20 protein-coding genes are annotated in these 23,758 nt (G+C 66.6%); 9 read left to right on the top strand and 11 right to left on the bottom strand.

Annotated elements, in window-relative coordinates:
- Positions 1 to 60 precede the first annotated feature (60 nt).
- The 6 genes from AC5P5W_RS02320 to aptA form a co-directional block, all read right to left on the bottom strand.
- On the bottom strand, positions 61 to 390 hold the full coding sequence (locus AC5P5W_RS02320; RefSeq protein ID WP_046429772.1) for a DUF3325 domain-containing protein: 330 nt from the start codon (positions 388 to 390) through the stop codon (positions 61 to 63).
- Positions 387 to 2,024 carry a PepSY-associated TM helix domain-containing protein gene (locus AC5P5W_RS02325; RefSeq protein WP_142234473.1) on the bottom strand — a complete coding sequence of 546 codons (1,638 nt, stop codon included), beginning with the start codon at positions 2,022 to 2,024 and terminating at the stop codon, positions 387 to 389. Before AC5P5W_RS02325 ends, AC5P5W_RS02320 begins: the two co-directional genes overlap by 4 nt.
- Positions 2,021 to 2,335 (bottom strand): DUF3649 domain-containing protein, encoded by a 315-nt coding sequence (locus tag AC5P5W_RS02330; protein ID WP_142234474.1) that lies wholly within the window; start codon positions 2,333 to 2,335, stop codon positions 2,021 to 2,023. The genes AC5P5W_RS02325 and AC5P5W_RS02330 overlap by 4 nt, the downstream gene beginning before the upstream one ends.
- A gap of 245 nt (positions 2,336 to 2,580) precedes the next feature.
- The gene (locus tag AC5P5W_RS02335; protein WP_197574666.1) at positions 2,581 to 3,867 is read right to left on the bottom strand and encodes a DUF445 domain-containing protein; all 1,287 of its coding nucleotides are present in this window, start codon (positions 3,865 to 3,867) and stop codon (positions 2,581 to 2,583) included.
- A 124-nt stretch (positions 3,868 to 3,991) separates the two neighbouring features.
- Positions 3,992 to 4,870 carry a ParB N-terminal domain-containing protein gene (locus AC5P5W_RS02340; RefSeq protein WP_014646555.1) on the bottom strand — a complete coding sequence of 293 codons (879 nt, stop codon included), beginning with the start codon at positions 4,868 to 4,870 and terminating at the stop codon, positions 3,992 to 3,994.
- Positions 4,871 to 4,932: 62 nt separating this feature from the next.
- Complete coding sequence (gene aptA / locus AC5P5W_RS02345) at positions 4,933 to 6,285, bottom strand: omega-aminotransferase AptA (RefSeq protein ID WP_197574667.1); 1,353 nt, start codon at positions 6,283 to 6,285, stop codon at positions 4,933 to 4,935.
- A 103-nt stretch (positions 6,286 to 6,388) separates the two neighbouring features.
- Here aptA and AC5P5W_RS02350 point away from each other — a divergent pair, with 103 nt between their 5' ends.
- Together AC5P5W_RS02350 and AC5P5W_RS02355 are read left to right on the top strand one after the other, a co-directional pair.
- Complete coding sequence (locus tag AC5P5W_RS02350) at positions 6,389 to 7,885, top strand: aldehyde dehydrogenase (protein ID WP_032961594.1); 1,497 nt, start codon at positions 6,389 to 6,391, stop codon at positions 7,883 to 7,885.
- Positions 7,886 to 8,085: 200 nt separating this feature from the next.
- A complete protein-coding gene (locus AC5P5W_RS02355) occupies positions 8,086 to 9,387 on the top strand; it encodes an MFS transporter (RefSeq protein WP_032961593.1) in 1,302 nt (433 codons plus the stop codon).
- Here the strand turns inward: AC5P5W_RS02355 and AC5P5W_RS02360 are convergent.
- The 3 genes from AC5P5W_RS02360 to AC5P5W_RS02370 all read right to left on the bottom strand — a co-directional run bounded on the left by AC5P5W_RS02360 (position 9,368) and on the right by AC5P5W_RS02370 (position 12,917).
- The gene (locus AC5P5W_RS02360) at positions 9,368 to 9,829 is read right to left on the bottom strand and encodes a bacteriohemerythrin (protein WP_004151683.1); all 462 of its coding nucleotides are present in this window, start codon (positions 9,827 to 9,829) and stop codon (positions 9,368 to 9,370) included. The genes AC5P5W_RS02355 and AC5P5W_RS02360 overlap by 20 nt on opposite strands.
- An 85-nt stretch (positions 9,830 to 9,914) precedes the next feature.
- Complete coding sequence (locus AC5P5W_RS02365) at positions 9,915 to 11,258, bottom strand: diguanylate cyclase (RefSeq protein ID WP_069117316.1); 1,344 nt, start codon at positions 11,256 to 11,258, stop codon at positions 9,915 to 9,917.
- Between the two features lie 96 nt (positions 11,259 to 11,354).
- A complete protein-coding gene (locus AC5P5W_RS02370) occupies positions 11,355 to 12,917 on the bottom strand; it encodes an MASE1 domain-containing protein (RefSeq protein WP_197574668.1) in 1,563 nt (520 codons plus the stop codon).
- A 459-nt stretch (positions 12,918 to 13,376) separates the two neighbouring features.
- Between AC5P5W_RS02370 and AC5P5W_RS02375 the strand changes: the two genes are divergently transcribed.
- Positions 13,377 to 13,865 carry a hypothetical protein gene (locus AC5P5W_RS02375; RefSeq protein ID WP_049405537.1) on the top strand — a complete coding sequence of 163 codons (489 nt, stop codon included), beginning with the start codon at positions 13,377 to 13,379 and terminating at the stop codon, positions 13,863 to 13,865.
- A 158-nt stretch (positions 13,866 to 14,023) separates the two neighbouring features.
- Here AC5P5W_RS02375 and AC5P5W_RS02380 read toward each other — a convergent pair whose 3' ends face one another.
- Positions 14,024 to 15,616, bottom strand: a complete 1,593-nt coding sequence (locus AC5P5W_RS02380) for an MASE1 domain-containing protein (protein ID WP_197574669.1) — start codon at positions 15,614 to 15,616, stop codon at positions 14,024 to 14,026.
- A 225-nt stretch (positions 15,617 to 15,841) separates the two neighbouring features.
- Positions 15,842 to 17,119 carry an NAD(P)/FAD-dependent oxidoreductase gene (locus AC5P5W_RS02385; RefSeq protein WP_164232471.1) on the bottom strand — a complete coding sequence of 426 codons (1,278 nt, stop codon included), beginning with the start codon at positions 17,117 to 17,119 and terminating at the stop codon, positions 15,842 to 15,844.
- 161 nt (positions 17,120 to 17,280) lie between these two features.
- Between AC5P5W_RS02385 and AC5P5W_RS02390 the strand changes: the two genes are divergently transcribed.
- The 6 genes from AC5P5W_RS02390 (at position 17,281) to AC5P5W_RS02415 (ending at position 23,732) form a co-directional block, all read left to right on the top strand.
- Entirely contained in the window at positions 17,281 to 18,042 is a 762-nt protein-coding gene (locus tag AC5P5W_RS02390) for a gamma-glutamyl-gamma-aminobutyrate hydrolase family protein (RefSeq protein WP_197574670.1), read from the top strand.
- Positions 18,039 to 19,436 carry a glutamine synthetase family protein gene (locus AC5P5W_RS02395; protein ID WP_032960938.1) on the top strand — a complete coding sequence of 466 codons (1,398 nt, stop codon included), beginning with the start codon at positions 18,039 to 18,041 and terminating at the stop codon, positions 19,434 to 19,436. Before AC5P5W_RS02390 ends, AC5P5W_RS02395 begins: the two co-directional genes overlap by 4 nt.
- 92 nt (positions 19,437 to 19,528) lie before the next feature.
- Complete coding sequence (locus tag AC5P5W_RS02400) at positions 19,529 to 20,638, top strand: polyamine ABC transporter substrate-binding protein (protein WP_014646565.1); 1,110 nt, start codon at positions 19,529 to 19,531, stop codon at positions 20,636 to 20,638.
- A 189-nt stretch (positions 20,639 to 20,827) separates the two neighbouring features.
- On the top strand, positions 20,828 to 21,964 hold the full coding sequence (locus AC5P5W_RS02405) for an ABC transporter ATP-binding protein (RefSeq protein ID WP_032960935.1): 1,137 nt from the start codon (positions 20,828 to 20,830) through the stop codon (positions 21,962 to 21,964).
- Positions 21,961 to 22,893, top strand: a complete 933-nt coding sequence (locus AC5P5W_RS02410; RefSeq protein ID WP_014646567.1) for an ABC transporter permease subunit — start codon at positions 21,961 to 21,963, stop codon at positions 22,891 to 22,893. Before AC5P5W_RS02405 ends, AC5P5W_RS02410 begins: the two co-directional genes overlap by 4 nt.
- Positions 22,890 to 23,732, top strand: coding sequence for an ABC transporter permease subunit (locus tag AC5P5W_RS02415; RefSeq protein WP_005415928.1), 843 nt, complete (start codon positions 22,890 to 22,892; stop codon positions 23,730 to 23,732). Before AC5P5W_RS02410 ends, AC5P5W_RS02415 begins: the two co-directional genes overlap by 4 nt.
- The last annotated feature ends 26 nt before the right edge of the window (positions 23,733 to 23,758 follow it).

Raw genomic sequence — 23,758 nt, forward strand, 5'->3', positions numbered from 1 at the left:
TACGCACCAGGGGTCAGAGCCCTTGCGCTTCGCGAAAGGGATCCGACCCCGGTGGCCCGGCTACAGCACCGCCACCACCAGCCCCAGCACCGGCAGCACGATCGCCAACGCCGCGATCCACTTCGGCCGGTACGGGTACAGCCCGAACGACAGCGCCAGACCGCCCAGTGTCATCGTGCCCAGCCACAGCACCGGGCCCATCGCCCAGCCGTGGTCGATCACGCACAGCGCGAACGCCACCGTCAGCAGGGCCCAGCCCAGCACGCGCCACTGGGTGCGCCGTGCGGGCGTGGCTGCGGCGCTGCCGTGCAGGTCGTGCTGGTGCTTTTCCATCGCCAGCGACAACGCGGTGAACGCGGAGAACGACAGGGCCAGTGCCAGCAGCATCATGCGCTGGCCTCCGCTTCGGCGGTTTCCGCAGCGTCCACCGGGGCCCTGGGTGCTGCTGCGGCGGCGGCGCGCTTCTTCTTCTCGGCCGCGCTCAGCGGTGGCGTCCAGCGCTGCATGCGCCAGCCGCACAGCGCCAGCATCGCACCGAACGCGATCATCGACAGATCGACGCCAGCCAGTACCCAGTCACCGCTGCGCAGTGTGATGCCAAGATGCGCGTGCGTGGTCAGCGCGTTGACCACCGGTACCAGCGTGAACGCAGCCGCACCCAGGTACAGCTGCCACGCCCACATCATCCGCTTCGGCCAGATGAAGGCGGCCAGCAGCGCGCCGCCCCAGGCGTAGAAGAACACGTTGGCCTCCGCACTCGCGCGCCCGGCGATGTCCAGCGGCAGCAGGCGGTTGCCCCAGAAGTAGGCCGCGAAAGCGATCGGCAGGCCGGCCACGGTGCCGATGTTCAGCGCATCGACCAGGCGCAGGCCGAAGCCGGTGCGCCCACTCTTGGCATGCTTCGGCCGTTCCTTCACCGCCCACAGCACCACGCCGCTGGCGACCATCAGGCAGCCGACCAGGCCGGACAGGAAGAACAGTGCACGCAGGCCCCAATCGGCGAAGCGCGCCAGGTGCAGGCCGTACAGCACGCCACGGGTGGCGGTGGCACCGCCGGACGGCGGCGTCTCTTCCAGCAACGTGCCGTTGACCATGTCGTAGCGAACGGCGGGAGTGTCGGTGGACAGGCGCTTGCCGTCGCGTTGGCGGATGTCGATCACCGCATTGGCCGCCCCCGGGTTGGACACGGTGAAGCCGGCCACTTCCACGCCGTGCCAGTGCGCACGTGCGCTGTCCAGCAGCTGCGCGATCGGCAGCGGCGTGGCGCGTCCTTCGGCCGGCGCGGTCACCTCCGGCATGCCGCCGAAGGCTTCGCTGAAGAACTTGTCTTCGTCCTGCGGGTAGGCGACTTTCACCCCCCACGGCAGGTACATGACCATCAGGGTGACGATGCCGGTGTAGGTGATCATCGCGTGGTAGGGCAGGGCCATCACCGCGCTGACGTTGTGGAAATCGAGCCAGGAACGCAGGCCCTTGTCCTTGCGGAACGTGAAGAAGTCCTTGAAGATTTTCTTGTGGGTGATGACGCCGGTGATGATCGCCACCAGCATGAACATCGCGCAGAAGCCGACCAGGTAGCGCGCCCACAGCACCGGGATGTAGTGCAGGTCGAAATGCAGGCGGTAGAAGAAATCACCGCCCCGCGTTTCGCGTGCCTTCAGTGCCTGGCCGGTATTCGGGTCCAGCGTGGCTTCGCCGAAGCCACCGCGACGGCCGCGACTGGGATCGGCCAGCTCCGGTGGCAACCGCCAGAACATCTGCATGGCCGGGTTGCGCGGCTGCGGCAGGGTGACGAACCAGTTCCCGGCCTGCGCCGCATTGGCCTGCAGGTAATCCACGGCGCGCTGCGCGGCGACATCGATGCTGACCTGGCTGGACGGAAGTTCCGGTCGCATCCAGCGGCTGATTTCCTCGCGATAGTAGCTGGCGGTGCCCGCCATGAAGATCAGCAGCAGCAACCAGCCGACCAGCAGGCCGGTCCAGGTGTGCAGCCAGGCCATCGATTGGCGGAACCCGTTCTTCATGCCCAGGCTCCCATCAGGCGCGCAATGGCCACCATCAGCAGGGTGGGAGCGAGAATGCCGACCCAGGCGCGCAGCGCGCTGCGGGTCGCGAACGCCCACAGCGCTGCGCAGGCGGCCACCAGGATGGCCAGCAGCATGCCGGTCAGCACGGCCTGGCCGCGCGCACCGGGCAGCGCCACCGCGCAGAACACGCTGGTGGCCGAAGCCAGCGCGTAGCCGCCGAAGGTCGCGGCCAGCGAGCGTGACAGCACGCCCCAGCGTGGATTGGAGAAGAAGGTGCGGGGGCTGGCGGTTGCGGGCGAGCGGTCCACGGCGTTCCTGCAGGTAGGGGAGGGGATGGAACGCGTCCGCGGCCCCCTTGCGCCCTGCGCATGTCGCCCAGCGTGTCCCATCGACGAAGCACTGCCCGCGCAGGCGGGCAATCCAGAGGTCGGGGATGTACACGGGCGATGGGCGCGTCTTCCGTGCCCGCTTGGCTAAGCGTACAACCGATCAGTAAATGATAGGCATTCGCATTTTATGAATCAAGCATGATGATCCGGGGGCGCACCGAGGCCTAGAACCTGAACACCACTGTCGCCGCATGCAGCAACAGGCCGATCAGCCCTCCCACCAGCGTGCCGTTGAAGCGGATGAACTGCAGGTCGCGGCCCACGCTCAGTTCCAGCTGTTCGACCAGATGCCGCTCGTCCCAGCCCTTCACGGTCTGCGCGATATGCGTGGTCACACCCTCGCGCAGGCGGCCGGTCAGGCGTTGCGCACCTTCCAGCAGGTGCTGGTTGAGGGCCTCGCGCAGGGCCGGGTCGGCCTGGAGGCTGGCGCCCAGCGAGGCGAGGCTGTGCTGCAGGTGTCCGACCAGCGCCGAGTCCTCGCGCTGCAGGTCGTCGCGCAGGCTGGCGTGGATGCGCGCCCACAGCCCTTGCACGTAGTCCTGCAGGGCGGGGTGGTCGATCATTTCCCGCTTGAGCTGTTCGATGCGCTCGGCCAGGGCCGGGTCCTCGCGCAGGCGCTGCACGTAGTTCTGCAGCCAGGTCTCGTAGTCCTGGCGCAGCGGATGCTGCGGCTCGGCCAATACCTGCTGCAGTTCTTCCAGCACCGCCCGCGCCAGGCGCTCGGCCAGGCTGTCGCCGATCTCATCGATCGGCTTCACCCAGTTCACCGTGCTCGACAGCGTCGGCCATTCGCGCTGGATGTAGCGCACGATCAGCTGCGAGGCGCGTTCCTTAACTTCTGGCTGTTCCAGCCAGCGGCCGAGCCGCTGCAGGCCCTCGTCCAGCACGCGCTGGTGGCGCCCGTCGGCGGTCAGCAGGGCCAGCAGCTCACCGGCGGTGGCGGCGGCATTCCACTGCCGCAGCTGCTGCACCACGAACGCATGCAGCTGCCGGCGCACCGCTGTCTCGTCGAAGAAGTCCAGTGCCTGCAGGGCCCAGCCGCGTGCCATGTCGGCCAGCATCCGCGAGCGCGCCGGGTCGGCCAGCCAACTGCCGAGGCGGCTGGCCGGATCGAACACCTGCAGCTTGGCCAGCAGCACCTGCGGTTCCAGGAACTGGTCACGCACGAACAGGGCGAGGCTGTCGCCGATGCGTTCCTTGCTGCGCGGGATGATCGCAGTGTGCGGAATCGGCAGGCCCATCGGGCGCCGGAACAGCGCGACGACGGCGAACCAGTCGGCCAGTGCGCCCACGGCTGCGGCCTCGCAGAACGCCGAGACCCAGGCCCAGATGCCGCGTTCGCCCTGCCAGTGGCTGACCGCGAATCCGGCCAGCATCAACAGCAGCAGGCCCAGTGCGAGGGCTTTCAGGCGTCGCAGCTGAGCGCGGCGCGGATCGTGGGCAGGCGTCATGCCAGAAGTCTAACCGCAGCCCGGTGACGCCTGTCTGTAGAGCCGAGCCCATGCTCGGCTGCCTTGCGCGTGGCAAAGAGCAGCCGAGCATGGGCTCGGCTCCACAGAAGCGCGTCGAGAGCGCTTACAGCGCTTCCAGTTGCTTGCGCAACGCAGCCAGCTGCGCGCGCAGGGTGTCGTTCTCGCGGGTCAGCGCGACGACGCGGCGGCGCAGTGCCGGGGCATCCTCGCCCAGTTGTTCCAGCGCCGACAGCACCTCGGCGTCGCGGCTGGCGATCTGCTCCTCGTCCGGTTCCTCGAAGTCCATCTCGGCCGCTTCCGGCTTCGGTGCGCGCGGCTTGCGCTTGGACTCGCGCACGCGCTTGGCGGCCTGCTTCAGCTCGTCCTTGCCACCGGCGGCGGCGGCGCGCTGCTCTTCTTCCGGCAGGTCGGCCACGGCGGCGGCGGCGCTGATCGAGATCACGCCGGCCTTGACCGCTTCCACCACCTCGGCGGCGGCCTGGGCGTGGATGCGCTCGATCATGCCGACCTGGCTGGTGCTCAGCTTGGCTTCGCGCGCCAGCTCGGCGCGGCTGATCTTCGGTGCCGGTTCCCACGGCGGACTGTCTTCACCGGTCTCATCGGCGACGTCGGCGGTGCCATCGCTCTCGCGCTGCAGCTGCGCCTGCTCGACCTGCTTGCGGGCGGCCAGGATGTCGCGCTTGCGCAGCGCCAGCACGCCGCGCTGGAAGTCGGACACGCTGCGGCGGCCCAGATGCTGTTCGATCATCCACAGGTGCACGTCTTCCATGCTCTGGAAGCGGGTGTTCTGCACGGTATTGAAGGGCAGGCCATGCTTCTGGCAGATACCGAAACGGTTATGGCCATCGACCAGTACATTCCCCCACAGCACCAGCGCATCGCGGCAGCCTTCGGCCAGGATGCTGCGCTCCAGCGCGTCATGTTCGTCCGCGGTCAGCGGGTCGATGTAGGCCTTGAGTTCTTCTTTGACGACGATATCCATGGGCACGGCAGCGAGCAGGAGCGGAACCGCCCATTGTACCCGCTCGCCACCATCGGCCCGGCTCAGGCGGTGGCCCGGATCATCTCGCCCAGGGTGCCGGTGATCTGGTCGATCTGCGCCTTGTCCACGATCAGCGGCGGCGACAGCGCGATGATGTCGCCGGTGCAGCGCACCAGCAGTCGGCCGTCGTGGAAGCAGCGCCGGTAGACCTCGTAGCCCCGGCTGCCCGGCGCATCGCGGCGAGGCGCCAGCTCAACCGCGCCGACCAGGCCGAAGTTGCGGATGTCGATCACGTTGGGCAGGCCCTGCAGCGCATGCAGTCGTTCCTGCCAGTACTCGCCCAGCTCGATGGCGCGCTCGAACAGACGCTCCTCGGCATAGACCTCCAGCGTCGCCAGCGCCGCGGCGCAGGCCAGCGGGTGCCCCGAACAGGTATAGCCATGGAAAAGCTCGATGGCCTGTGGCGGTGCCTGCATCAGGGTTGCATGCACGGCGTCGCTGGCCAGCACGCCACCCAGCGGTACCGCGCCGTTGCTGACCGCCTTGGCGAAGGTCAGCAGGTCCGGGGTGACCCCGAAGCGCTGCGCGGCGAAGGGCATCCCAACCCGGCCGAAACCGGTGATGACCTCGTCGAACACCAGCAGGATGCCGTGCTGGTCGCACAGTTCGCGCAGGCGCTGCAGGTAACCCGGTGCGGGCAGGATCACCCCGGCTGAGCCGGCAATGGGTTCAACGAATACGGCGGCAATCGTCGAGGCATCATGCAGCGCGATCAGCCGTTCCAGGTCATCGGCCAGCTCCGTGCCCTGGCGCGGCAGGCCCCTGCTGAACGCATTGCGCGGCAGGTCCAGGGTGTGGCGCAGGTAGTCGACGCCGCCCAGCTGCAGGCCGAACGGCTTGCGGTTGTTGGGCAGCCCGCCCAGCGCCATGCCGCCGAAACCCACCCCGTGGTAGGCCTTCTCGCGGCTGATGAAGCGCGTGCGCTGGCCCTCGCCGCGCTGGCGGTGGTAGGCCAGCACGATCTTCATCGCGGTATCCACCGCCTCGGAACCGGAGCTGGTGAAGAACACATGGTTGAGCGGGGCCGGCGCCAAGGCGGCCAGCCGCTGCGCCAGCGCGAAGGCCGGCGGCGAGCCCATCTGGAAGGCCGGCGAATAGTCGAGCGTGCGCGCCTGCTCGACGATGGCCTCGACGATGCGCGGCCTTGCATGGCCCGCGTTGCAGCACCAGAGGCCGGCGGTGCCATCGAGGATCTGGCGGCCGTCGACATCCTCGTAGTGCATGCCCTCGGCACGCACCAGCACACGCGGCGCGGCCTTGAACTGGCGGTTGGCGGTGAACGGCATCCAGTACGCCTCCAATGACTCCGGGCGTCGGGTGGCCAGATCGTGCAGGTCGCTCGCGGAACGCTTCATGCCAGCTCCATCGGGTCCGATGGGGGAAATGTAGCGCAGCCACGTCACGGTGGAGTCGCGGCCGCGCCGGTATAACCGGGGAAACTGTTCCGAGGAGCCCGACATGGCCGACTTTCCCGACCGCAGCCACTGGCAGGCGCTGGCCCAGCAGCTTTCGATACCCGGACAGGCCTTTATCGAGGGTCGTTACACCGACGCTGCCAGCGGCGCGCGCTTCGACTGCATCAGCCCGATTGATGGTCGCGTGCTGGGGGTGGTCGCCGACTGCGATGCACAGGACGTGGAGCGCGCAGTGGGCGCGGCGCGGCGTGCCTTCGATGCGGGCCACTGGTCACAGGCCAGCCCGGCCCATCGCAAGCGCGTGCTGCTGGCGTTGGCGGCGTTGGTGGAAAAACACGCGGACGAGCTGGCCCTGCTGGAAACCCTGGACATGGGCAAGCCGGTGCGTGATGCGCGTCGTATCGACCTGCCCGGCGCGGTGCGCTGCCTGCGCTGGACGGCCGAAGCGGTGGACAAGCTGTACGGTGAGGTCGCGCCCACCGGCCCGCATGAGCTGGGCCTGGTCACGCGCGAGCCCGCCGGCGTGGTGGCGGCGATCGTGCCGTGGAATTTCCCGTTGCTGATGGCGTGCTGGAAGATCGCGCCTGCATTGGCCATGGGCAACTCGGTGGTGCTCAAGCCTTCCGAGCGCTCGCCCCTGAGTGCGTTGCGGCTGGCGGCGCTGGCCGCCGAAGCGGGCCTGCCGGAGGGCGTGCTGAACGTGCTGCCGGGCCACGGTGCGCGCGTCGGTGAGCCGTTGGCCCTGCACATGGATGTGGACGTGCTGGCGTTCACCGGCTCCACGGCCACCGGCGCGCGGCTGCTGCAGTATTCGGGGCGGTCCAACCTCAAGCGGGTCTGGCTGGAGTGTGGTGGCAAGAGCCCGCACGTGGTGTTTGCCGATGCCCCCGATCTGGATGCCGCTGCGAAGGCGGTGGCACGGGGCATCTTCTTCAACCAGGGCGAGGTCTGTACTGCCGGGTCACGGCTGCTGGTGCAGCGCTCGATCCGCGAGGATTTCGTGCACCAGGTGGTTGCCTACGGCCAGCACATGCAGCCGCGCCACCCGCTTGACGCCGACGCACCGATGGGCGCGCTGGTGGATGCCGCGCATCTGGACAAGGTGATGGGGGATATCGTGCGTGCCGAAAGCGAGGGCGCCCGCCTGCTGCTGGGCGGTCATCGCGCCGATGTCGAGGCGGGCGGTTGTTATGTGCAGCCCACGGTGTTCGATCAGGTGAGCCCCGACCAGGCATTGGCGCGCGAGGAAGTATTCGGGCCGGTGCTGGCGGTGCTCGGCTTTGACGACGAAGCCGAAGCGGTGCGCCTGGCCAATGACAGCCGCTACGGCCTCGCCGCCGGCCTGTGGACGCGCGATCTGGGCCGCGCCCACCGCGTCGCACGCCAGCTGCGCGCCGGCAGCGTCTGGGTGAACGGCTGGGATGGCGGTGACATGACCGCCCCGTTCGGTGGCTACAAGCAGTCCGGCAATGGGCGCGACAAATCGCTGCATGCGTTCGACAAGTACAGCGAGATCAAGGCCACCTGGATCCAGCTGTAACGGCGTCGGGGCTTGCGCCCACATGTAGAGCCGAGCCGATGCTCGGCTGCATTTCGTGGAATGTGGTCGAGCAGGGGCGAGAACCTGCAGAACAATGGCGCCTGCCACCCTCGTTGGCATCGGTGTCGGCTGAAACCATCGTCCCGTGCGGCCACCGGCCCGTGGCAGAATCGGGCGATCCGCCGTTACCCGTGTTGCCGATGTCGACGATCACCGCTGCCGCACCGCCCGTGAACTCTCCCCGCCGCGTCCTGTTGGCCAGCCTGATCGGTACCACCATCGAATTCTTCGATTTCTACATCTACGCCACGGCCGCAGTGCTGGTGTTCCCGCACCTGTTCTTCCCGGACAGCAGCGAACAGGCGGCGCTGTTGCAGTCACTGGCGACCTTCGCGGTGGCGTTCATTGCACGGCCGGTCGGCTCGGCGGTGTTCGGCCATTTCGGCGACCGCATCGGCCGCAAGGCCACCCTGGTCGCCGCGTTGCTGACCATGGGCCTGTCCACGGTGCTGATCGGTCTGCTGCCGACCCACGCGCAGATTGGCCTGTGGGCGCCCGCGCTGCTGGCGCTGTGCCGCTTCGGCCAGGGCCTGGGGCTGGGCGGCGAGTGGGGTGGGGCGGTGCTGCTGGCCACCGAGAACGCGCCGCCGGGCAAGCGCGCCTGGTACGGCATGTTCCCGCAGCTGGGCGCGCCGATCGGTTTCCTGTTGTCGGCGGGCATTTTCCTGGCGCTCGGCCGCTGCCTGAGCCAGGACGACTTCCTGCAGTGGGGCTGGCGTATTCCGTTCGTGGCCAGCGCGCTGCTGGTCGGCCTGGGCCTGTGGGTGCGCCTGAACATCCATGAGACGCCCGACTTCAAGCAGGCACTGGAGCGCAAGGCGCCGGTGCGGCTGCCGATGTGGACGGTGCTGCGTGACCATCCGGTGGCGATGCTGCTGGGCACGCTGGGGGCGTTCGCCACCTTCGTGCTGTTCTACCTGATGACCGTGTTCAGCCTCGGCCATGGCACCGCCGTGCTGGGCTACAGCCGCGAGCAGTTCCTGCTGATGCAGATGGCCGGCATGCTGTTCTTCGCGCTGGGCATCCCGTTGTCGGCGCGCTATGGCGACCGCTGGGGCACGCGTCGCACGATGATCGTGGCCAGCGTGCTGATCATCGGCTTCGGCGTGCTGTTCGCTCCGCTGTTCCAGCCGCACAGTCCCTGGCTGGTCACGGCGTTCCTGTGCCTGGGCCTGTTCCTGATGGGGCTGACCTACGGCCCCTGCGGCACCTTCCTGGCCGAGATCTACCCGGTGGAAGTGCGCTACACCGGCGCCTCGCTGTCATTCAACCTGGCCGGCATTCTGGGTGCGGCGCCGGCGCCGTACCTGGCCACCTGGCTGGCGGAACGCTTCGGCCTGGTCGCGGTCGGCTACTACCTGTGCCTGACTGCGGCAGCGACCCTGTGCGCGCTGGTGGCCCTGCACCGGCGCGCGCTGCGGCTCAGCCAAAGAAGCGCTTGAGCGTGCGCCCCAGCCAACCGCCGCCCTGGTGTTCGCGGGCGAACTGGTTCAAGTGCGCCTTGACCTGTTCGGCGTAGGCCTGGTCATCGCCGCGGATGTGGTTGAACAACCAGCGCGAGAGCATGGTGCGCAGTTCATCGCTGATGTCCTCGCCGGCCTGGAAGCGCATGCGGTACTCCGATACCCGCTTGATGAAGACTTCATGCACGCGCTTGTGCGCGGCACAGAACGGATAGCCCGCTTCCTCCATCAGTTCTTCCTCGAACGCGAAGTGCGACATGGTGTAGTCCACCACTTCGTCGATCACCTCGCCCACTGCCGCACGCTGCATGCTGGCCTGGGCCACGTGCAAATGGTTGAGCATCTCGATGATGCGGCGGTGTTGTTGGTCGATCACATCGATGCCGATGTTCAGATCGTCCTGCCAGACCAGTAGTGCCATCCCCGGCTCCCCTTCATGCGTATGTCGGGGCTGACTGTAGAGCTGCCGCGCTGGCGCGGCGTTGATCTGGATCAAGGCTGCCCGGTCAGGTCAGCGCGGGCTCGCGCGGGCGCAGCGGGCTGGCCACCGTGGTGCAGCTGACCCGGTTGCGGCCGCCGGCCTTGGCCAGGTACAGCTGGCGGTCGGCTTCGGAGATCAGCCGATGCAGTGCATCGCGCTGCGGGCGCAGGCAGCACAGGCCGATGCTCACCGTCATGCGCAGGCTGGCGGTGCCGATGTCCACTTCCAGCGCGGCGATGCGCTGGCGCAGTTCCTCGAAGTACAGCAGGGCCTCGTCCTGCTCCATGTCCGGCACCAGCAGGCAGAACTCCTCGCCGCCGAAGCGGGCGGTCAGGTCGTGGCTGCGGGCATGCGCGGCCACCGCACCGGCCACCGCGCGCAGCGCGTCATCGCCGGCTTCGTGACCGTAGGTGTCGTTGATGTGCTTGAAGTGGTCGATGTCGATCATTGCCACCGCCACGCACTGGCCATGCAGCTGCAGTTGCGGCAGCTGGCGCTGGCTCTGTTCCAGGAAGCAGCGACGGTTGGGCAGGCCGGTGAGGAAGTCGCGGGTGGCCAGGTCCTGCAGCGTGCCGATCAGCTCCAGCTGATCCACGTTCTGCGAGACCCGGCAGAAGAACTCCTCGCGCGAGAACGGCTTGCGCAGGAAGTCGTTGGCGCCGTTCTTCAGGAAGCGCGGGATCAGCGAGGCATCGGCATTGCCGGAAATGCCGATCACCGCCACCTTGTCGCGCGAGCGCAGGGTGCGCAGGCGGCGGGTGAACTCCACGCCCTGCATGCCCGGCATTTCCTGGTCGACCACGGCAAGGCGGATCGCAGGATGCGCGTCGATCGCGGCCAGGCCCTCGTTGCCGTCAGCGGCCTCGTGCACCTCGTGGCCATACATGCGCAGCAGGGCGGCGGCATAGCCGCGCGCGGACGGCGAGTCGTCCACCACCAGTGCCGCAATGCGCCGGTTGCGCTCCAGGCGCTGCACCAGCCACACCAGGTAGTCGATGCTGCCCGGCGTGTTCTTCAGCACGTAGTCGATGATCTGCTGCTGCAGTACGCGCTTGCGCAGATCCTCGTCGTAGACGCTGCTGACCACCACGGTGGGCAGGCCGCGCCTGAGGAAGAACTCGACCACCGCGTCGCGGTCGCCGTCGGCTAGCACCAGCCCGGTCAGTACCAGGAACCAGCCCCCATCCTCGCTCAGCAGGCGATCGGCCTCGGCCAGGGTGGAAGCGATCACCACCGGCAGTTCCAGGCGCTGCTCGATGGCCTCGCGCAGCATGCCGGTGAACGCACGGGAGTTTTCGACCAGCAGGATCCGCTGCGGCAGCGGATCGGCCAGGTCGCCATCGACGGCGGCCTGCGGCAGGACGGGCATGATGCGGTGGCTCACGAGGGAAGGACTCGGCACGGATAGCGGCGGTTTCGGGTGCAACTTTAGCCGGAGCAGCGTGCCCTGCGCGTCGTTCACCGATCAGGCAGGCGATGCGAATGCCGCCGCTGTACCCGCAAGCGATTCGTGCAGGACGAGCCGGAGCCGGTTGCCACGGCAATGCACCGTGCCGCCGTAGGCCATTATCCGGCCGGCCAGACGCTCGATGGCCTGCTGAACGGTCCGGTTCGACAGCGTGCGACCGCGGTCAAGCAGGCCAACGACCACCACGATGCCGCGCCGGTCGCCCGCCTGGCCGCTCCGGGCGCGCACGCTGACCTGTCCCGACTCCAGTTCCAGCAGCAGCGACACCGCCTCGATCAGCGAGCGATAGATGGCGAGCTGCAGGTCGACAGTCAGCAGGCAGGGGTTGCCCTCCAGCCGGGGCGGAATCACGCGATGGGAGTTGTCCCAGCTTTCGCATGCGCCGCCAACCCGCAGCGCGATATACAGCCCAACCTGCTCCAGCCCCGTGGGGTAGACCAGACTGGCCTGTTCACGGAACAGCCGCGAGTGCACGGATGAGGCGTGCTGCAGGCTGTTGGCCACCGCATGATGCCCCTGCGCCTTCAGCCAGCTGACCATCTCGCCGAGCGAGCTGTCCATGCCTTCGCCGAGTTGCTTGAGATGGGAGGCGCGCTCGCGAAGCTCACGCTCACGGGTCTGGTGCGAACTACGTGCCAGGCGCAACGTGGTTTCCTCTGCCAGTCCACGGCACCGTGCACGCTCATGGTGATAGCTGATGCTGGACCCCAGGGCGAGCAGTGCGACACTCATCACGGCCATGTTCTGCTGGGTGGCGAAGGTGCCCAGGTCGAACGAGGACGGTAGGCCGGTGCTGGGTGTGGCGAAATGGAGTGGAAGGTTCAACAGCGGAATCGCGATGGCAGCGCCACGCCACCCATGCATGAAGGTCAGGGCGATCGCTGGGAGGGAGGACAGCAGTACCAGGTGGGTGCGTGTGGTGTGGGCGCTGATGGCCGTAAGCTGCATGCACAGGCCCAGGACCAGCATCACCAGGATGGCCGTGACCGTAGGCGCCGCAAAGCGGCGCGTCCAATTGGGGGCCGCGTGTCGTCGCGACCAGAGGAATGCCAACGGCACGAGGGTGATGATGGCGGCGAAGTGGCCAAAGATCGTGCGATCAACTGCGCTAAGCAGGTTGCTCGGCGGTGGGTTCGACCACAGAGCAAATGAAATGCCCATATTGAGAGCCGGGACGAACAACGCCGTGCAGAAGGTCAACGACAGCAACCAGAGGCCGGTGGCGGACTCCGATGGCATTCTCATGCGATGCAGGTAGACCACCAGCATCGCTACCGGCATCAGCAGCGTCGAGGCCAGGATGACCCAGGCCAGGCCGTAGGTGTCGATCATGGGAATGCGCAAGGTTGCGAAGTACGCGTACTCGCCAAGCAGCAGGTAGGGCCACAGGCGGGTCGGGACGATCAGTAGTGCCGCTGCCCGGATGCCCGCGGGCAGGAAGAACTGATCCAGCGAGAACTGACGCGAGGCAAGGCAGCCCAGGGCGTAGACGGCCGCGAGTGCGATTCCGACGGGTCGGATCCGGAAGCTCAGTTCAATTGCTTCTTTGAATCGGTCCAAGCCCGCGCCTCTCGTCTCCCGGCCAATGATGACTGACCACTTCCGCAGACACTATCGACAGTTGGAGATGGGTGCAATCGAGGTGTCTGGCCTCCCTTTGCGCTGCAATCGGCGGCTTCCCATGCTTCGAGGCCCTACATGCCCGGCAGTGCGGCGGCATAGCCACCAGAGGACGGTGAATCATCCACAATCAGTGCGCCCATGTGTCGATCGCGTTTTAGCCGTTGCACCCGCCACATTCGGCGGTTGATGCTGTCCGCTGTGTTCGCCGTCACACAATCGACGACATCCTGCTGTTGCACGCGCCTGTCCAGGTCCTTGTCGCAGATGCCGCTGACCCGCACCGTGCGCGGGTTTCGCCGCGGGTATTGGCGATTTCGGAGGCAGATTCGGCGTGGCATGGGTTTGCATCGATCCAGTGGATTATCTCCGACAGGCACTGCGGAGTCCGCCCGGTATATGCTGATGCGATTGGCGGTAGCATCCTTCTTGATCCGTATTGCATCCAACCTGGAGGTCAGTGTGAGAAGTTTCCGAATTCATGCATTTGCTGGTGCATTGATGTTGGTGCCGGTATCCGTTTTTGCTTTTGCCCCGAGTGACGACCATGGAATCAAGTTGGCCGGCCAAGGACTCGGCCAGTCGATTCCGCAGGCACAAGACCTCAGCGTGGATCCCGGCTGGTTGGTCTATGGGTTCGAGCGCGATGGCATGGATTATTTCCAGGTAAACGATCTCGCAGGGCACGTGCACATCGTGATCGGCAATGCTGCCGGCACGTTCTGGGTGCTGCCGGCAGGTGACCCGTCTGCGAAGGTATCGTTGCCGGAGCAGCGCCTGCCTGTTCCCGCCAAGGCCACCAGAACGGTTGTCTATCGGGCCCCCGCATTCACGCTGGTCAGATATGCAAGCGGAGCTGATGTGTTGTGGGCAGTAGAGGCACCCTGATACTGACAGTTGCCGGGATATCGGCAAGCTTCAGTATCAGACTGCATGGGCACCCGGTGTTCGCCGGGTGCCCATGACGCCCTGGGCCAGGGGGACGAGCGGGACGTTATGCGATTCTGCTGTGTTGGTTCGATCCGGTCGCTTGACTGTGAAATGCACTACTGCAGCGCAGAGGGTGCGGGGCAGCCGTACCGCGATGGAGTACTGGCTACTGCCTCCAGTCTGGTTTCGCGGTCGAGGAACAGAATCCTGACCCGGTTGCGATAGCAGTCAACGGTCCCGTCATAGGGGAGGGTTCGCCCGGTCAGTCGCTCGAACGCTGCCATCGTTGTCTGCTTGGAAAGGCGTCTGCGCTGTTCCAGCAGTGACACGACCATGAGGATTCCGCGCCTGGAGCCCATTCCGCCGCACCTTGCACGAATGCGAATCTGACCACCTTCATGCTTGAGAAGAATGGAGACCGCATCAATCAGTGTCCGGTAAGCGGCCAATTGCAGTTCCACGCTCAGGTTGCAGGGGTCGCCTTTCAGATCCGGGCGGAGAACGCGCTCCGTCAGCTTCCACGACTCACGGATGCCACCCGCCTGCAGGGCCACGTAAAGCCCAAGATGCTCCAGGCCCGAGGGATAGACCATGCTTGTCTGTTCGCGAAAGAGCCGCGAATGTACATTCGAGGTATGCAGAAGGCTGTTGGCCACTGCGTGATGTCCCTGGGCCTTGAGCCATTCGGCCAGCTCAACCAGCGACGTATCAATGCCGTCGCCGAGCTTGCGAAGGTGCAGGGCACGTTCACGCAGCTCCATCTCGCTGGCCAATTGCGAGCTCCTCGCCAGATGGATGGCGTCCCTTTCCCCCATCTCGCGCAGCCTGTAACGGTGGTAGAAGTGGGTGATGCGTGATCCGAGCAGCAGCAATACGATGCCGCTGATCGCCATGATCTGCTGGGTGATGAAGGCCGCTGGATCGAATGCGGTGGGATGGGTGTTGGGCGTGGTCAGGCCGATGACCATGTTGAGCACCGGCACTGCAAGGGCAGCCCCCTTCCAGCCATACAGGCAGGTAAGCGCGGCCGCGGGGAGTGCCAACAGCAGCAGGAACGTTGCCTTCAATGCAATCCAGTCTGCGGGCAGTTGAGTCGCTGCTATCCCGATCAGCAGCATCGATGAAAGTGCTGCCAGCATCGGGGTCTTTCGTCGAGCGTTCCACTCCTGCCCCACGTCCTGCCGCGCCCACAGCATGGCGATGGGGGCCACCGTCAGAATGCCGATGAAATCACCCACGCTGAAGCGCGCGGCATTGGTCAGGAAGGGTGTGGAAGGAGGTGTTGGCCAGAGCAGATGGGAAAAGCTGAGGTTGAGCAGAGTAATAACGACGCTGGAAGCGGCGGCAATCAACAAGAGGCCGATCGTCTGCGACTCCGCCATCAGTCGCCGTTGCAGCTTCACAATCAGCATCACCGCTGGCATGAGGAATGCGGAGGCAACAATGACCCATGTCAGGCCGTACTTCTCGATCATCGGCACGCGGGACTGTGCAAAGTACGCATATTCGCCCAGCAGCAGGTAGGGCCACAGGCGCGGCGGGCACAACAGCACGGCTGCCACCCGGATGCCGGCTGGCAAATAGAACTGATCCAGCGACAGCTGTCGGGTTGCCCAATAGGCAATTGCATAAAGCAAGGCAATCATCAGGCCAGCCGGACGAATGCGCACCTTCAGCAACAATCCTTCTTTCCACCAGTCCAATCGCACGTCCCCCTCTCCTACGTGTCCCCTGTCAGCATCCATTCGCCGCGGGGCCCGGTTTCCCAGGACGGTATCGGTCTGCGAACGATTATGCAATTGCATAGCTGCGCATTTAGGAAATTGTCCAGCCATCCATCACAGATGTCGCGTGAAAATCTGTGACGTGTGCAGCACGATCAGCGCTGCGGTACGTTTGTCAGAACGTTCAATGCAGGTGGAGATGCAGAATCTTCACCACAACGCATCCCGCAGCTTGTACCAGGACATCGCCGCCACCAGCAGCGGCGTGCGCAGCAGCCGGCCGCCGGGGAAGGGCGCATGCCGAAGGCGCTGGAACACGTCCAGGCGCTCGCTCTGGCCGGCAATGGCGGCCGCGATGACCTCGCCGGCCAGCCCGGCGGCGGCCACCCCATGGCCGGAGAAGCCCTGCGCGAAGTACAGGTCGCCGTCCAGCCGGCCCCAATGCGGGGCGCGGTTGCGGGTGATGTCCACATAGCCGCCCCAGACCTGGTCCAGCGCCACGTCGGCCAGCTGTGGGAACACCTGGTGCATGCGCCGCTGCATCACCCCGCGCAGGCCGGGTGGGGGCAGCGCCGAGTAGCTGGCGCGCCCGCCAAACAGCAGCCGATGGTCATGGCTGAGGCGGAAATAGTCCAATGCCCAGGCGGTGTCGGCCACGGCCATGTCGTTGCCGATCAGGGCGCGGGCGCGCTCGGCCCCCAGCGGCGCGCTGGCGCCGATATAGGTGCCGACCGGCATGATCCGCCGTTCCAGCTCGGGCAGCAGGCCCTGCAGCCAGGCATTTCCGGCCACCACCAGATGCGCGGCGCGTACGCTGCCCTGCGCGGTGTGCAGGGTGGGCTGCGGTCCGCGCTGCACGCGGGTTACCGCCGAATCCTCGTGGATCACCACGCCGGCCGCGCGCGCCGCATCGGCCAGACCGCGCGCATAGGCCAGCGGGTGCAGGTGCGCGCTGAGCGGATCGAACATCGCGGCACGATAGCGCGGGCTGTCCAGCTGCGCGCGCAGGGCGTCACGGTCCCACCACTGCATGGGGTAGTCGTAATGGCGTTGCAGGTGCTCGCAGTTGGCCCGCAGCTCGCGCTCATGGCGTTCGCGGATGGCGACGCTGGCGTGGCCTTCCACCCAATGGCAGTCAATGCCGTGGCGATTGATGCGGGCGCGCATCGCCTGCACCGCGTCGCGCGACCAGTCGAACAGGTGGCGCGCATCATCACGACCGAGCTGACGCTCCAGCTCATCCACCTCGCAGCCGTAGCCGACCAGCGCCTGGCCACCATTGCGGCCGGACGCGCCCCAGCCGATCCGCTGCGCTTCCAGCACTACCACGCGCCGGCCACGCGCGGCCAGTTCCAGGGCTGCGGTCAGGCCGGTATAGCCGGCGCCCAGCACCGCAACGTCGGCCTGCACATTACCCTGCAGCGGGGGCAGTGCGGGCGGTTCGGGCAGGCTGGCGGCGTACCAGCTGGGCGGGAACGCGGCGCTCACTGCAGGCCTCGCGGGTGCAGGGCGGGAGGGCGGAGCGGGGCAGGTCGATCGGCGTTCACCCCGGTAGTTTCGCCGATGCGTGACGGCTGTGGTGTGACGGCACCGACTTGCCGGCTTCGCCGGGCGACGGGTAACGTGTTGGCACGCCAAGGAGTTTTCCCATGCGCCGCCTGCCCTGGGTGGGCCTGCCCACCGACAGCACCGTGCTCGGCCATCACCGTTTCGCGATGGCCGGCGAGAAGTACGTTCGCGCGCTGGCCGAGGCGGCCGAGGTGACCCCGGTGGTGTTGCCCAGCCTGCAGCCACCGCTGCCGGCCGGTAACTGGCTGCAGGGGCTGGATGGCCTGCTGCTGACCGGCGCGGTCAGCAATATCGAACCGCAGCACTACGAAGGTGGCCGCAGCTGGCCAGGCAATCCACATGACCCGGCCCGCGATGCCAATGCCTTCGCGTTGCTGCACGAGGCACTGGCGCTGGACCTGCCGGTGCTGGCGATCTGCCGCGGCTTCCAGGAGTTGAACGTCGCGCTGGGCGGCAGCCTGCATCCGCAGGTGCACGCGGTGCCTGGCCTGGCCGACCATCGCGAAGAACCGCAGGCGCCGGTGGAGGTGCAGTATGGGCCGGCGCACGCGGTCACGCTGGCCGCCGATGGCTGGCTGGCGCAGTGGCACGGCAGTGGCCGCGCGCAGGTCAATTCGGTACACGGGCAGGGTGTCGCCCGCCTGGCGCAGGGGCTGCAGGTCGAGGCCGTGGCCGACGATGGGCTGGTCGAAGCGGCACGCAGCCTGCACCATCGTTTCGTGCTCGGCGTACAGTGGCACCCGGAGTGGCGTGTCATGCAGGCGCCGTTCTATCACGCTATTTTCCGTGCGTTCGGCCAGGCTTGCCGGCAGCACCAACAGAACCGACTGGATTCCCGATGAGTTCCCGAACGCGCCCGCGCAAGACGGCCACGCCCCCCGCACCGCAGGAAAGCACGCTGCTGCGCTGGCTGAAGGAGCGGCGCATCACCGAGGTGGAATGCCTGGTGCCGGACATCACCGGCAACGCGCGCGGCAAGATCATTCCCGCCGACAAGTTCTCGCACGACTACGGCACGCGCCTGCCTGAGGGCATCTTCGCCACCACCGTCACCGGCGAGTTCCCTGACGATTATTACGAGCTGACCTCGCCGTCGGACTCGGACATGATGCTGCGCCCCGATCCGGACACGGTGCGCATGGTGCCGTGGGCGGCCGACGCCACCGCGCAGGTCATCCACGATTGCTACACCAAGAGCGGTGAGCCGCACGAACTGGCGCCGCGCAACGTGCTGCGCCGCGTGCTGGCAGCCTACGCCGAGCTGGGCCTGCGCCCGGTGGTGGCGCCGGAACTGGAGTTCTTCCTGGTGCAGAAGAACACCGACCCGGACTTCCCGCTGCTGCCACCGGCCGGCCGCTCCGGGCGCCCGGAGACCGCGCGGCAGTCGTACTCGATCGATGCGGTCAACGAGTTCGACCCGATCCTCGACTTGATGTACGACTACGCCGATGCGATGAAGCTGGACGTGGACACGCTGATCCACGAGTCCGGCGCGGCGCAGCTGGAGGTCAACTTCACCCATGCCGATGCGATGGACCTGGCCGACCAGGTGTTCCTGTTCAAGCGCACCATGCGCGAAGCGGCGATGCGCCACGGGGTGTATGCCACGTTCCTGGCCAAGCCGATGGAAAACGAGCCGGGCAGTGCCATGCACATCCACCAGAGCCTGGTGCGGGTGAGCGATGGCAGCAACGTGTTCGCTGGCGAGACCGATGCCGAGGGCGAGTTCAGCCCGGTGTTCGGCCACTACCTGGGCGGCCTGCAGAAGTACGCACCGCAGGCGATGGCGTTCTTCGCGCCGAACGTAAACTCCTACCGCCGGCTGGTGTTCGGCGAAGTCTCGCCGAGCAACGTCCACTGGGGTTTCGACAACCGCACCTGCGGCCTGCGCGTGCCGCTGGATACGCCGGAGAACATGCGCGTGGAAAGCCGTTTCGCCGGGTCCGATGCCAATCCCTACCTGGCGATGGCCGCGACCCTGGCCTGCGGCCTGTTGGGCATCCGCGAGCGGCTGGCACCGGATGCGCCGGTGACCGGCAGCGCCAAGGAACTGGGCTACAACCTGCCGCGCTCGCTGGGCGAGGCGCTGGACGGGCTGGAGCGGTGCAGCGAGCTGCAGGCCCTGCTGGGTGAGCGCTTCTGCCGGGCCTACATCTCGGTCAAGCGCAAGGAATACGAGACCTTTTTCCGCGTCATCAGCTCGTGGGAGCGCGAGTTCCTGCTGCTGAACGTCTGAGCATCCGGAATAGAAAAATCCGCCGCCGGGGGGTAGGCTGGCACCCGTCGCCGGCCCCGCCGGCCCCCCCTTCCCGCATTCTGGAGCACCCGATGAAGCTGCGTATCCTCACGCTCGGCCTGGCCTCCGCCATGCTCGCCGCCTGTGGCGGTGGCAATGGCGGCGCGCAGGACAGCCAGGTCCTGAACGTCTACAACTACAGCGATTACATCGCCGAGGACACCATTCCGACCTTCGAGAAGGAGAGCGGGATCAAGGTGACCTACGATGTGTTCGACAGTGACGAGATGGTCGAGACCAAACTGCTGGCCGGCAACAGCGGCTATGACGTGGTGGTGCCGACCCTGAACTTCTTCGGTCGCCAGATCCAGGCCGGTGTGTTCCTGCCGCTGGACAAGAGCAAGATCCCGAACCTGGCCAACCTCGATCCGGCGGTGATGAAGCGCATCGCCACCCAGGACCCGGGCAACCAGTACGGCGTGCCGTACATGATCGGCACCACCGGCATCGGCTACAACGTGGACATGCTGAAGCAGCGCTTCGGCGGCAGCGCCGACATCGCCAACAGCTGGGACCTGGTGTTCAAGCCGGAGAACATCAGCAAGATGAAGGACTGCGGCGTGACCATCCTGGACACGCCAGCGGACATGATCCCGATCGCACTGCATTACCTGGGCCTGGACCCGCACAGTGGCGACCCGGCCGAGCTGCAGAAGGCCGCCGACCTGCTGAAGTCGATCCGCCCGTACGTGCAGAACTTCCACTCCTCGCAGTACGTGGGTTCGCTGGCCAACGGCGGTACCTGCCTGGTGGTCGGCTGGTCGGGTGACATCATCCAGGCCCGCGACCGCGCCGAGGAAGCCAGCAATGGCGTGCACGTGGCCTATTCGATCCCGAAGGAAGGCGCACCGCAGTGGTTCGACATGCTGGCGATCCCGAAGGACGCCAAGCATCCGGAAGCCGCGTACGCCTTCATCAACTACCTGCTGCAGCCGAAGGTTGCCGCGGCCAACACCAACTTCATCCACTACGCCAACCCGGTGCCGACCGCGACCCCGCTGGTGGACGAGGCGATCCGTACCGACCCGACCATCTACCCGCCGGCCGACGTGGCCGAGAAGATGTTCACCTACTCGATCAACACGCCGGAGACCGACAAGCTCTACACCCGGCTGTGGACCGAGGTGAAGACCGGGCGCTAAGGGCTGGCTGGCAGGTGGGTGCCGACCGTTGGTCGGCATGCTTTTCCGGCAGGGCCGACCAACGGTCGGCCCCCACCAGATCTGCAGATCCCCCCGGCCCGGTGGGTGCCACCCGTTGCCGTCATATCCCCTGCAGCCCCCGGCCGTTAGAATGGCGGCCGCTGTCCACCGCCCGCTCCCGGAGCCCCCATGCCCGTTGAAGCCCAGCCGGTAGCCGCCGTCGTCGACACGACCGGTGCGCCCGGCTATCTCTCCATTCGTGACCTGCGCAAGGAATTCGACGGTTTCGTCGCCGTCGACGACGTCAATCTGGACGTGCGCAAGGGCGAGATCTTTGCCCTGCTCGGAGGCTCCGGCAGCGGCAAATCGACCCTGCTGCGCTGCCTGGGCGGCTTCGAGACGCCCACCAAGGGCAGCATCACCGTCGATGGCCAGCGCCTGGACGCGCTGCCGCCGTACCAGCGGCCGGTCAACATGATGTTCCAGTCCTATGCGCTGTTCCCGCACATGACGGTGGAGCAGAACATTGCCTTCGGCCTGAAGCAGGATGGCCTGGGCAAGGACGCGATCAGCAAGCGCGTCGGCGAGATGCTCGACCTGGTGCAGATGGGCCACCTGGGCAAGCGCAAGCCGCACCAGCTGTCCGGTGGCCAGCAGCAGCGCGTGGCGCTGGCGCGGTCGCTGGCCAAGGGGCCGAAGCTGCTGCTGCTGGACGAGCCGATGGGCGCACTGGACAAGAAGCTGCGCTCGCAGATGCAGCTGGAACTGGTCAGCATCATCGAGTCGTCGGGCGTGACCTGCGTGATGGTCACCCACGACCAGGAAGAAGCGATGACCATGGCTACCCGCATCGCGGTGATGGATGCCGGCTGGATCCAGCAGGTCGGCAAGCCGGACGAGGTCTACGAGCAGCCGGCCAACCGCTTCGTCGCCGAGTTCATCGGCTCGGTCAACCTGTTCGACGGGGTGATCGACGAGGACCTACCCGAATACGTGACCGTGCGCTCGCCGCTGTTCCCGGCGCCGATCTACATCGCCCATGGCATCACCTGTTACGAAGGGCAGCCGGTCGCATTCGCGCTGCGCCCGGAGAAGGTGATGATCGGCAAGGACGAGCCGGATGGGCACACCAACAAAGCGCAGGGCGTGATCGAGGACATCGCCTATTTCGGCAGCCATTCGGTCTACCACGTGCGGCTGCCCAGCGGCGCCAAGGTGCTGGCCAACTTCGCCAACTCGCAGCGCTGGGCCAGCGACGGCCTGACCTGGGGTGACAGCGTATGGGTGCACTGGCGCGACAACGACGGCGTGGTGCTGACCTCATGAGCGTCGCCGGCCTGAAGCGCTGGCTGCCGGGGCTGCGTGCCACGGTGATCGGCATTCCGTACCTGTGGCTGCTGCTGTTCTTCGCAGTGCCGTTCCTGATCGTGCTGATGATCAGCTTCTCGCTCAGCCGGGTCGGCTCGCCGCCGTATACCTGGCTGCTGCAGTACGCCGACGGCGGCTTCTCGCTGAAGCTGAACCTGGAGAACTACCTGGCGCTGTTCCGCGATTCGATCTATGCGCAGGCGTTCCTGAGCTCGATCAAGATCGCGGCGATCTCCACCTTCTTCACCCTGCTGATCGGCTATCCGATGGCCTATGCCATCGCGCGCCTGTCGCCGGCCGCACGCAACGTGGCGATGATGCTGGTGGTGCTGCCGTCGTGGACCTCGTTCCTGATCCGCGTGTATGCGTGGAAGGCAATCCTGGACCGCAATGGCCTGCTCGACCAGTTCCTGCAGTTCACCGGCCTGCAGACGCTGATGACGTCGATGGGGCTGCCGAAACTGCAGCTGATCGATACGCCGACCGCCGCCTATATCGGCATCGTCTACTGCTACCTGCCGTTCATGGTGCTGCCGCTGTACGCCAACCTGGTCAAGCATGACCACCGCCTGCTGGAAGCGGCCTACGACCTCGGCGCCAAGCCGTGGCAGGCGTTCCTGCGCATCACGTTGCCGCTGTCGAAGGCCGGCATCATTGCCGGCTGCATGCTGGTGATGATCCCGGCCGTGGGTGAATTCGTGATCCCCGAAATGCTCGGTGGTTCGGAGACGCTGATGGTCGGCCGCCAGTTGTGGAACGAGTTCTTCAACAATCGCAACTGGCCGGGCGCTTCGGCGATGGCGGTGGCGATGATCCTGTTGCTGCTGGTGCCGATCCTGCTGTTCAACCGTTCCCAGCAGCGCCTGCTGGAAGGGAAGCAGGCATGAGCCCGCGTACCGCCAAGGGCCTGGGGCTGGGCGTGCTGCTGCTCGGCTTCGCCTTCCTGTACCTGCCGATCCTGTTGTTGATGTTCTACTCGTTCAACAGCTCGCGGCTGGCGATGGTCTGGGCCGGGTTCTCCACCCGCGCCTACAGCGACCTGTTCGCCGACCGCGCGCTGATGGACGCGATGTGGACCAGCCTGGTGGTGGCGTTCTGGACCGCCTGTACCGCCACCGTGCTGGGTACGCTGGCGGCGATGGTGATGACCCGCTTCAAGCGATTCCGTGGCAAGCCACTGTTCGGCGCGCTGGTGACCGCGCCGCTGGTGATGCCGGACGTGATCCTGGGCTTCTCGCTGATGGCGCTGCTGGCATCGATGGGCGCGATTCCCGGCTTCCCGGCGCGTGGCCTGGCCACCATCTGGATCGCGCACGTGACCTTCACCCTCTGCTTCGTCACCGTGGTGGTGTCCTCGCGCCTGCAGGAAATGGACCTGTCGCTGGAAGAAGCGGCGATGGACCTGGGCGCCAGCCGGTTGACCGTGTTCACCCGCATCACCCTGCCCATCATCGCACCGGCGCTGGTGGCGGGTTGGCTGCTGGCCTTCACCCTGTCGCTGGATGACGTGGTGGTGGCCAGCTTCGTGGCCACGCCGGGCTCGACCACGCTGCCGATGAAGGTGTTCGCTTCGGTGCGCATGGGCATCAGTCCGAAGATCAACGCGTTGGCCACGCTGCTGGTGTCGGCGGTGTCGATCGCTGCGGTGATCGGCTGGTACATCAACGCCCGCGCCGAGAAGCGGCGCCAGCGCGACCTGCAGCTGGCGCGGCAGGACAACGGCTGAGTACACGGCCTGTCGACAGCGCCGGC

Source organism: Stenotrophomonas sp. YJH_SMC_123, from assembly GCF_059368215.1.

What these genes read in the sequence shown, in the direction of transcription:
- AC5P5W_RS02320 (WP_046429772.1), bottom strand. Translation starts at nt 390, where the DNA reads ATGATGCTGCTGGCACTGGCCCTGTCGTTCTCCGCGTTCACCGCGTTG.
- AC5P5W_RS02325 (WP_142234473.1), bottom strand. Translation starts at nt 2,024, where the DNA reads ATGAAGAACGGGTTCCGCCAATCGATGGCCTGGCTGCACACCTGGACC.
- AC5P5W_RS02335 (WP_197574666.1), bottom strand. Translation starts at nt 3,867, where the DNA reads ATGACGCCTGCCCACGATCCGCGCCGCGCTCAGCTGCGACGCCTGAAA.
- AC5P5W_RS02340 (WP_014646555.1), bottom strand. Translation starts at nt 4,870, where the DNA reads ATGGATATCGTCGTCAAAGAAGAACTCAAGGCCTACATCGACCCGCTG.
- aptA (WP_197574667.1), bottom strand. Translation starts at nt 6,285, where the DNA reads ATGAAGCGTTCCGCGAGCGACCTGCACGATCTGGCCACCCGACGCCCG.
- AC5P5W_RS02350 (WP_032961594.1), top strand. Translation starts at nt 6,389, where the DNA reads ATGGCCGACTTTCCCGACCGCAGCCACTGGCAGGCGCTGGCCCAGCAG.
- AC5P5W_RS02355 (WP_032961593.1), top strand. Translation starts at nt 8,086, where the DNA reads ATGTCGACGATCACCGCTGCCGCACCGCCCGTGAACTCTCCCCGCCGC.
- AC5P5W_RS02360 (WP_004151683.1), bottom strand. Translation starts at nt 9,829, where the DNA reads ATGGCACTACTGGTCTGGCAGGACGATCTGAACATCGGCATCGATGTG.
- AC5P5W_RS02365 (WP_069117316.1), bottom strand. Translation starts at nt 11,258, where the DNA reads ATGCCCGTCCTGCCGCAGGCCGCCGTCGATGGCGACCTGGCCGATCCG.
- AC5P5W_RS02375 (WP_049405537.1), top strand. Translation starts at nt 13,377, where the DNA reads ATGCTGATGCGATTGGCGGTAGCATCCTTCTTGATCCGTATTGCATCC.
- AC5P5W_RS02390 (WP_197574670.1), top strand. Translation starts at nt 17,281, where the DNA reads ATGCGCCGCCTGCCCTGGGTGGGCCTGCCCACCGACAGCACCGTGCTC.
- AC5P5W_RS02395 (WP_032960938.1), top strand. Translation starts at nt 18,039, where the DNA reads ATGAGTTCCCGAACGCGCCCGCGCAAGACGGCCACGCCCCCCGCACCG.
- AC5P5W_RS02400 (WP_014646565.1), top strand. Translation starts at nt 19,529, where the DNA reads ATGAAGCTGCGTATCCTCACGCTCGGCCTGGCCTCCGCCATGCTCGCC.
- AC5P5W_RS02405 (WP_032960935.1), top strand. Translation starts at nt 20,828, where the DNA reads ATGCCCGTTGAAGCCCAGCCGGTAGCCGCCGTCGTCGACACGACCGGT.
- AC5P5W_RS02410 (WP_014646567.1), top strand. Translation starts at nt 21,961, where the DNA reads ATGAGCGTCGCCGGCCTGAAGCGCTGGCTGCCGGGGCTGCGTGCCACG.
- AC5P5W_RS02415 (WP_005415928.1), top strand. Translation starts at nt 22,890, where the DNA reads ATGAGCCCGCGTACCGCCAAGGGCCTGGGGCTGGGCGTGCTGCTGCTC.